Origin of the sequence: Streptomyces sp. NPDC053076 (genome assembly GCF_044546845.1) — a bacterium.
Classification (GTDB): domain Bacteria; phylum Actinomycetota; class Actinomycetes; order Streptomycetales; family Streptomycetaceae; genus Streptomyces.
Genome location: NZ_JBITZL010000011.1, coordinates 236,445 through 245,375, shown reverse-complemented (window position 1 = coordinate 245,375; position 8,931 = coordinate 236,445). Strand labels below are relative to the sequence as shown.

7 protein-coding genes are annotated in these 8,931 nt (G+C 70.4%); 2 read left to right on the top strand and 5 right to left on the bottom strand.

Annotated features, from left to right (window positions below; all coding sequences use genetic code 11):
- Positions 1–351: 351 nt before the first annotated feature.
- A complete protein-coding gene (locus ACIGYR_RS34610) occupies positions 352–1,359 on the bottom strand; it encodes a stage II sporulation protein M (protein ID WP_391847911.1) in 1,008 nt (335 codons plus the stop codon).
- Between the two features lie 143 nt (positions 1,360–1,502).
- Between ACIGYR_RS34610 and ACIGYR_RS34605 the strand changes: the two genes are divergently transcribed.
- Positions 1,503–2,549, top strand: coding sequence for an RDD family protein (locus ACIGYR_RS34605; RefSeq protein WP_399607177.1), 1,047 nt, complete (start codon positions 1,503–1,505; stop codon positions 2,547–2,549).
- A gap of 240 nt (positions 2,550–2,789) precedes the next feature.
- On the opposite strand, the gene ACIGYR_RS34600 is transcribed toward ACIGYR_RS34605, so the two are convergent.
- Together ACIGYR_RS34600 and ahcY are read right to left on the bottom strand one after the other, a co-directional pair.
- The gene (locus tag ACIGYR_RS34600) at positions 2,790–3,404 is read right to left on the bottom strand and encodes a hypothetical protein (RefSeq protein ID WP_399607179.1); all 615 of its coding nucleotides are present in this window, start codon (positions 3,402–3,404) and stop codon (positions 2,790–2,792) included.
- A gap of 253 nt (positions 3,405–3,657) precedes the next feature.
- A complete protein-coding gene (gene ahcY / locus ACIGYR_RS34595; protein WP_399607182.1) occupies positions 3,658–5,115 on the bottom strand; it encodes an adenosylhomocysteinase in 1,458 nt (485 codons plus the stop codon).
- Between the two features lie 579 nt (positions 5,116–5,694).
- Here ahcY and lepB point away from each other — a divergent pair.
- Entirely contained in the window at positions 5,695–6,375 is a 681-nt protein-coding gene (lepB, locus tag ACIGYR_RS34590) for a signal peptidase I (RefSeq protein ID WP_399607185.1), read from the top strand.
- A 198-nt stretch (positions 6,376–6,573) separates the two neighbouring features.
- Here the strand turns inward: lepB and ACIGYR_RS34585 are convergent, their stop codons facing one another.
- The gene (locus tag ACIGYR_RS34585; protein WP_399607187.1) at positions 6,574–7,554 is read right to left on the bottom strand and encodes a cation diffusion facilitator family transporter; all 981 of its coding nucleotides are present in this window, start codon (positions 7,552–7,554) and stop codon (positions 6,574–6,576) included.
- Positions 7,555–7,731: 177 nt separating this feature from the next.
- Positions 7,732–8,883 (bottom strand): mannose-6-phosphate isomerase, class I, encoded by a 1,152-nt coding sequence (gene manA / locus ACIGYR_RS34580; protein WP_399607190.1) that lies wholly within the window; start codon positions 8,881–8,883, stop codon positions 7,732–7,734.
- Positions 8,884–8,931 lie beyond the last annotated feature (48 nt).

Sequence of the window (8,931 nt, the reverse complement as noted above, 5' to 3'; positions counted from 1 at the left end):
CCTCTCGGGCTTTCCTCCGGGCTTCCCTTCGGTGTTTCCGACTCTATCAGATCTTTTCTCGATCCGATTTCCTCGGTGCTTTCCAGGTTCTCGCTTTCGCGTTTCCCTTTCCGGCGGTTCCGACTTTATCAGAAGTCTTTAGCCGGTCTGACCGGCCGCTCATTCTGAGTAATCGGAGATGCTTCTCGGAACGTCGTTCACGACTTCTGAAGAAGCAAGTAGATTCTATCGGCTACCCGGGAACCTGTCCAGTTCTAGGCAACTGTTTGAATCTACCTCCCCACGCCCTCCGTGTCAACGGCTCTTGCGGGGCGAAGAGGAGACTAGCAGCTCACAGGCGTCGATTGCACATCAGGCGGCCGCGGGTACGGACGCGCTGCGGTCCGTCGCTTCGAGGTCGCCGGTCTCACCCGCGCGTGCCGCCCGGCCACCGAGGACGTAGACGTACGCCAGGAACGCCAGCTCGGCCGCGACCCCGATGCCGATGCGGGCCCAGGTGGGCAGGCCGGAGGGGGTGACGAAGCCTTCGATGGCGCCGGAGACGAACAGGACCAGGGCGAGACCGATCGCCATGCCGATCGCGGCTCGCCCCTCCTCCGCGAGAGCCGCGCGCCGGGTGCGCGGTCCGGGATCGATCAGCGTCCAGCCCAGGCGCAGGCCGGTACCCGCGGCGACGAAGACCGCGGTCAGTTCGAGCAGACCGTGCGGCAGGACCAGGCCGAGGAAGGTGTCGAGGCGGCCCGCCGACGACATGAGACCGAAGCCCACGCCCAGGTTGAGCATGTTCTCGAAGAGGATCCAGAGGACCGGAAGGCCCAGGAACACACCCAGGACCAGGCACATCGCCGCCGCCTGAGCGTTGTTCGTCCACACCTGGGCGGCGAAGGCGGCGGCGGGATGGCTGGAGTAGTAGGTCTCGTACTCACCGCCGGGACGGGTCAGCTCGCGCAGCTGGCTGGGCGCCGCGATGGACGACTGCACCTCGGGATGGGTGCCGATCCACCAGCCCAGGAGGACGGCGATGACGGTGGAGACAAGAGCCGTGGGCACCCACCAGTGGCGGGCGCGGTAGACGGCGGCCGGGAACCCCTGGCCGAGGAAGCGCGTGACATCCCGCCATGAGGCTCGGCGGGTGCCGGCGACGGCACTACGCGCGCGTGCCACGAGTTGGCTGAGCCGTCCGGTCAGTTGCGGGTCCGGAGCGCTCGACTGGATGAGGGAGAGGTGGGTGGCGGTCCGCTGGTAGAGGGCGACGAGTTCGTCTGCCTCTGCGCCGGTGAGCCGGCGCCGACGACGGAGCAGTGCATCGAGCCGGTCCCATTCGGCTCGGTGTACGGAGACGAAGACGTCCAGGTCCATCGGGTCTGCCGGCTCCTCGACTGGTCGTCCACGGATCGTCGTGGGTGCTCGTGATTGCTGTCAGCTTGTCGTACTGCGGCGCGATGCGTCCCCAGCTTGGCAGACTTGCAGTTCAGGGGGCGGACCAGGGAAGGGCGGCGGGCGTGAGTGAGCTGGTGACGGGCGAGGCGGTGGCGCTGGAACTGCGGCCCGCGAAGCTGCCGAGCAGGGCGCTGGCGGTGTTGCTCGACCTGGTGGTGGCGATGGTCGCGTACATCGTCGTGATCATGGTGTTGGTGGCGTCGACGGCTTCGCTGGACGAAGCCGCGCAGGTGGCGTTGTCGATCGCAGCGTTCTTGCTGGTGCTGGTCGGCGGCCCGATAGCCGTCGAGACGCTCAGTCATGGGCGTTCGCTGGGGAAGCTGGCCTTCGGACTCCGGGTGGTACGGGACGACGGTGGGCCCATCCGGTTCCGGCACGCGCTGGTGCGGGGCGCGATCGGGGTGGTCGAGATCCTGATGACGCTCGGGGTGGTGGCCTGTATCGCCTCGCTGGTCTCGGCGCGAGGGCGGCGGCTCGGGGACGTCTTCGCGGGCACTCTGGTGGTGCGCGAGCGGATACCGGCCGGGCGTGCCGGCTTCGTTCCGCCCCCGCCTCCGTGGCTCGCGGGACGGTTCGCCGAGCTGGACCTGTCGGCGGTGCCGGACGGGCTGTGGCTCGCCGTCCGGCAGTACCTGGGCCGGATGCAGCAGCTCGATCCTCAGGCGTCCGCGGGTATGGGGCAGCGACTGGCGGCCGACCTCGCGGGGCGTACGGGTGCCCCGATGCCGGCGGATCTGCCTCCGGCCGCGTTCCTGGCGGCCGTGGTGCACGAGCGGCAGACCCGTGAGGCCCGGCAGGCGTTCGGTCGCAGCGGCCCGTCGGCCGACGGCTTCGCCCCCTCGGCGGCGCAGCCGGGCGGCGCACCCGCCTCGGACCGTTACTCGTACCAATCCCAGTACCAACCCCGGTCCCAACCCTCAGCCCTTTCGCAGCATTCCGCCGCGTCGGACTCGTACCAGCATCCGGCCGCGTGGCCTCAGGGTTCCGCTCAGCCTGGGGCAGATCAGGGCGGGACCCAGCAGCCGCAGGCGCCTCTCGCTCCCTCGCCGACGCGCGAGGACGAGCCGCGGGCCGACCGACCGGCTACCGGGTTCGCGCCACCGGCATAAGGCGGAGCGCGGTCGGGCGACCCTGCGGATTCCGGGGCCGGGGGCCGCTGGTCGTGCCCGCTCCGGACCGTGCCGAGGTCAGGCGGTGCCAGGTTCGGCAGTTCCCGGATTCAGCGGACCCCGGGTGCGGCAGTTCCCAGGTTCAGCCGGTCCTGGGTTCGACGGTCCCCACGTGCAGCCGACCTCGGGTCCGACCGACCCCCCCGGGTTCAGCCGGTCCCAGGTTCAAGCGGTCCCGGGTCAGTCGAAGCTCGACGGCGGTGACTGAAGGTCCTCCAGCTCGATTCCGGGCGCGGCCAGGACGACGTCCCCGGCGATGTGGACGGCGTGCTGTTCGCCGGTGTCCAGGGCGGTGACCTGGTATTCGTCCACGGTCAGGGGGCCGTTGTCAGTGGCGTGTGCTTCGCTGTTCACCAGAGCCCAGGACTGGTCCACGGTGCGGGGGGCGAGCACCGGGTCGGTGAAGGCCACGAGGCGTACGCGGGTCGCGGCGGACGAGGGGGTGAGGCGCAGGAGACGGGCGGTGGCGACGAGGAACGCGGGGGAGGTGCCGGTGAAGGCGTGGGCGCGCACATTGCCTTCGGTGGCATGGGTGCCGGTGGGGTCGGTGCGGACCCAGGTGACGCCGTCGAGGGCGGCGCCGCGCACCTGCCAGCCGCCCGCTTGCAGTTCGAGGCGGATGGGACGCCCGAGGTCGTCCAGGGTGAGATCGACCGAGCCCCGGTCATCACCGGCGGGGCCGGTCAGCCGGGAGACGTAGCGCCAGCCGGACGGGCCGGGGGCGCACTGGAAGTGCTCTTCTGCGAGGGGGGTGTGATCGTGCGGATCGTGGAGCGAATAGCGGCCGCGGGGCATGGGAGTCCTGGATCGTGACGGGGTGGTCCAGCCGGAAGCCATAGGCCCTGGGGTCCAGAAGCCGTAGGTCCTGGGAGCCACAAGCCTTGGGTCCTGGAAGCCAAAGGGGCAGGCCCCCGGCACGGGGGTGCGGGGGCCTGCCTCTGAGGACCTGCTGCCGGGAGGGTGCGTCGGTGCACCGGCGCACTTTCCCGGCGGGCCGGACCACGGGATCACCGGCCTATGGGGTCACCGGCTCAATGGGGTCACCGGCTCAGTAGCGGTAGTGGTCCGACTTGAACGGGCCGTCGACCTCCACGCCGATGTACGCGGCCTGCTCCGGGCGCAGCTTGGTGAGCTTGACGCCGAGCGAGTCCAGGTGGAGGCGGGCGACCTTCTCGTCGAGGTGCTTGGGCAGCACGTAGACACCGGTCGGGTACGCGTCGGGCTTGGTGAACAGCTCGATCTGGGCCAGGGTCTGGTCCGCGAACGAGTTGGACATCACGAACGACGGGTGGCCGGTGGCGTTGCCCAGGTTCAGCAGGCGGCCCTCGGACAGCACGATGATCACCTTGCCGTCGGGGAACGTCCAGGTGTGGACCTGCGGCTTGACCTCGTCCTTGACGATGCCCGGGATCTGGGCGAGGCCGGCCATGTCGATCTCGTTGTCGAAGTGGCCGATGTTGCCGACGATCGCCTGGTGCTTCATCTTGGCCATGTCCGAGGCCATGATGATGTCCTTGTTGCCGGTCGTGGTGACGAAGATGTCGGCCTTGTCGACGACCTCGTCCAGGGTCGTGACCTGGTAGCCGTCCATCGCCGCCTGCAGGGCGCAGATCGGGTCGATCTCGGTGATGATCACTCGGGCGCCCTGGCCGCGCAGGGACTCGGCGCAGCCCTTGCCCACGTCGCCGTAGCCGCAGACGACGGCGGTCTTGCCGCCGATCAGGACGTCGGTGGCGCGGTTGATGCCGTCGATGAGGGAGTGGCGGCAGCCGTACTTGTTGTCGAACTTCGACTTGGTGACGGCGTCGTTGACGTTGATCGCCGGGAAGAGGAGGACGCCGTCGCGCTGCATCTCGTACAGGCGGTGGACACCGGTGGTGGTCTCCTCCGTCACGCCGCGGATCTCCGAGGCCAGCTGGGTCCACTTCTGGGGGTTCTCTCCCAGGGTGCGGTGCAGCAGCTGGAGGATGACGCGGTGCTCGTCGGACTCGGCGGTCTCCAGGCCGGGGACCTTGCCGTCCTTCTCGTACTCGACGCCCTTGTGGACGAGGAGGGTGGCGTCACCGCCGTCGTCCAGGATCATGTTCGGGCCACCGGTGGGGCTGTCCGGCCAGGTCAGCGCCTGCTCGGTGCACCACCAGTACTCCTCCAGCGTCTCGCCCTTCCAGGCGAAGACCGGGACGCCCTGCGGGTCGTCCGGGGTGCCGTTCGGGCCGACGGCGATGGCGGCGGCCGCGTGGTCCTGGGTGGAGAAGATGTTGCAGGAGGCCCAGCGGACCCGGGCGCCGAGGGCGACGAGGGTCTCGATGAGGACGGCGGTCTGCACGGTCATGTGCAGGGAGCCGGTGACACGGGCGCCGGCCAGCGGCTGCGCCTCGGCGTACTCCTTGCGGATCGCCATCAGGCCGGGCATCTCGTGCTCGGCGAGGGTGATCTCCTTGCGGCCGAACTCGGCCAGCGAGAGATCGGCGACCTTGAAGTCCTGTCGGTTCTCGACAGTCGTCATTACGAGCTGCTCCTCGGGGTTGGGGCGAGGTGGGTACGGCTGGTCTGCGCGGCGGCGGACACCGGGGCCGGGAAGAGGACACAGGCATGCCCGCGACGCGCAGCGCAGTCCGTCGGAGGCCCTCTCTCCCTCGGTCGGTCCGTGTGGGACCGCCCGACCGCCATCAGCAGCGACGTCTGGCTCCGTCCCAAGCTACACCGCAGGACCCGGTCGTCCCCAGTCCGCCTGCTGATTCCCCCGGTCGGATTCGAGGTGTTCTGGGGGGTGCGAGTCGGGGCCTGTGGAGGAGCGGGACACAGACTTCCGAGGGCAGACCGCAGCCTCACAGAAGGGCGGGACACGGACTCCCGAGGGCGGGACACAGCCTCACGGAGGGCCGGAGCGCAGCCCCTCTCACAGAACCGCGCCCAGCCCCTGCCGCAGAAGCGGGACGCAACCCCCTCCCTCAAGACCGCGGCGCGGCCCCTCCCGGAGGGGTGGGGCTGGTACCGCGCGCCTGGTGAAGAGCGGCGGTACGGAGAGTTCACGAGGAGCCGCTATTCTCCGCGCCGCGGATGGGCCGCGTGGGGAGGACGGGACATGGCGGGCAGAGGGCGGGGGCTGGGTGTCGCGGCGTTGGTGGCGGGGCTGGTGGGGGTGGTGCTGACCGGCGGTGCCTACGCGTACGGGCGCGACGCGTACGGCACGGGCAGCATGCCGAGCCAGAGCATGGCGCCGACGTACCGGAAAGGCGACCGGATCTTCTGGGAGCGCGTGGACGGGAGCGAGGTGCGGCGCGGTGACGTCGTGCTGTTCGCGTTGCCGGAGCGCTACAAGTCCGACGGTGTACTCATGCAGCGGGTGATCGGCGTGGGCGGCGACCGTGTGGCCTGCTGCACGACCGTCGGTACCGAGGAGCGGGTCACGGTGAACGGCGAACCGATCACGGAGCCCTACGTCTACGAGGGCGACGCCGACGGTGTGCACCGGCCGTACGACGTGAAGGTGCCGCGGGGGCGGCTGTTCCTGATGGGCGACCATCGGTCCCACGCGATGGACTCCCGCTTCTTCGCCGCGGACCAGGGCGGGACCGTCCCCCTGGACGCCGTGCAGGGGCGGGTGACGGAAGACCGTACGGGCCCGGCGCTGCTGGGTACGGCCCTGCTCGTCGGTGGGGCGCTCGTCCTCACCGGCATCGGTCTGGGGCTCGGTTTTCTGGTGGTACGGCGGCGGAAGGCGCCGGTGGTGCCGCCGGCGCCGTGGCCGGTGCAGCCGGTCTGACGTCGGCCGCTGCGGGCCATCCGGCATCAGCCGGTGCAGCGGGATCGGCGTCGAACGGTACGGCCCATCCGGCATCAGTCGGTGCAGCCGGTGCAGCCGGATCGACGTCGACCGGTGCGGCCCGATCGACGTCGACCGGTGCGGCCCGATCGACGTCGACCGGTGCGGTCGGTGCGGGTTGAGCCGTCGTGCGCGGTGTCAGTGACCGGCGGGGTGCGGGGTCGGGCCGCCCGGGGTCGCCTCCGGGTCCGGGCCCTTGGCGGCCTCGGTCTCGCTGTAGATGTCCGGTTCCAGGTAGATGGCGCGGGCGATGGGGACGGCCGCGCGGATGCGGGCCTCGGCGGCGTTGATGGCGGTCGCGACCTCGGTGGCCGTGTCGTCGTGCTGGACGGCGATCTTCGCGGCGACCAGCAGCTCCTCGGGGCCGAGATGCAGCGTGCGCATGTGGATGACGCCGGTGACGGTGTGGCCGTCGACGATCGCCGCCTCGATCTTCTTGACGTCCTCCATGCCGGCGGCCTCGCCGAGCAGCAGCGACTTGGTCTCGGCGGCGAGCACCAGGGCGATCAGGACGAGCAGGACACCGATGCAGACGGTGCCGATGCCGTCCCAGATGCCGTCGCCGGTGAGCAGGGCGAGGCCGACGCCGCCGAGGGCGAGGACCAGGCCGATGAGTGCGCCGAAGTCCTCCAGGAGGACGACGGGCAGCTCGGGCGCCTTGGCGCGGCGGATGAACTGGGCCCAGGAGAGCTTGCCACGCAGCTCGTTGGACTCCTTGATGGCCGTGCGGAAGGAGAAGCCCTCGGCGATGATCGCGAAGAAGAGGACCCCGACCGGCCAGTACCAGTGCTCCAGGTCGTGCGGGTGGCGGACCTTCTCGTAGCCCTCGTAGATGGCGAACATGCCGCCGATGGAGAAGAGCACGATCGAGACGAGGAAGGCGTAGATGAACCGCTCCCGGCCGTAGCCGAAGGGGTGCTGCGGGGTGGCCTCGCGCTGCGCCTTCTTGCCGCCGACGAGCAGCAGGAACTGGTTGCCGGAGTCGGCGAGCGAGTGGACGCCCTCGGCGAGCATCGACGAGGAGCCGCTGAACGCGAACGCCACGAACTTCGATGCCGCGATCGCGAGGTTGGCGCCGAGTGCCGCCACGATCGCCCTGGTACCGCCTGACGCGCTCATGTGTTCGCGTTGTCCCTTCGCCTCTGTCGGCCTCTGTCGCCCTCTGCGTCCATCCGGACGGGTACCCGGCTTTGCCCGGTCTTTGCCGGGGGGCCATTCTTGCAGCCCGGCCGGGCACCGGTGCGTCAGGTATCCACAACCGCGGTCATATGATCCACCGGCTGTGCACAGCCCCGGTCATACGATCACGGTGGCGCGGAAGACCGTGCCCGGGCCGGAGATCTCCGCCTTCTCACCGGCAGGGACGAACACCGACTGACCGGGGCCCAGTTCGTGCTCGCCCGCCCGGACGGTGCCGGCCGTGCAGAGCAGGATCTGCGGGGTGTCCCGGGTGACGTCGTGGGCGGCGCCGCCGGCGGGGAGGACGTACCGGGAGAGCCGGAACTCGTCGATCGGCGTCTCGTAGACCTCCTCGTCGTCCGGGGACGCCTCGGGGCGCAGCACGCCCGGGTCGCTCGCCTCGAAGCGGACGACACGCAGCAGTTCGGGGACGTCGATGTGCTTGGGGGTCAGGCCGCAGCGCAGGACGTTGTCGGAGTTGGCCATGATCTCGACGCCGAGACCGCTGAGGTAGGCGTGCGGGATGCCGGCGCCGAGGAACAGTGCCTCACCGGGCTGCAGCCGGACGTGGTTGAGCAGCATGGCCGCGATGACGCCGGGGTCGCCCGGGTAGTGGTGGGCGATGTCGGCGTACGGGGCGTAGGCGCCGCCGAGGCGGGTGCAGGCGGCGGTGGCCTCGGCGACGGTGTGGGCCATCTCCTCCGGGTCGGCGCTGAGGATCGCGGTGAGCACCTCGCGCAGGGCCGCGTCCTCGGGGTGGGCGTGCAGCAGGTCGACGTACGGCTTGAGGGAGTCGACGCCGAGCCCGTCCAGCAGGTCGGCGGTCCGGAGCGGATCGCGGAAGCCGCACAGGCCGTCGAACTCGGTGAGCGCGCAGACCAGTTCGGGCTTGTGGTTGGCGTCCCGGTAGTTGCGGTGCGGGGCGTCGACCGGGACGCCGCGCCGTTCCTCGTCGGCGTACCCCTCCTCGGCCTGCTTCAGGTCCGGGTGCACCTGGAGGGACAAGGGCGCTCCGGCGGCGAGGAGCTTGAGCAGGAACGGCAGGCGCGGGCCGAACCTGTCGACCGCCCCGGCGCCGAGCTCCCGCTGCGGGTCGGCTTCGATGACCTCGACGAGGGTCCCGCGCGCGGTGCGCGACGGCGCGCCGGGGTGCGCGCCCATCCACATCTCCGCCTGGGGTTCACCGGTCGGCTCGACGCCGAGGAGGTGCGGGATGGCGGTGGTGGAACCCCAGGCGTAGGGGCGGACGGTGTTGTCGAGGCGGTCCATGTGTCTTCTCTGTCTCCGTACGTACGCGGCTCAGCCGGCGTTGTCGCT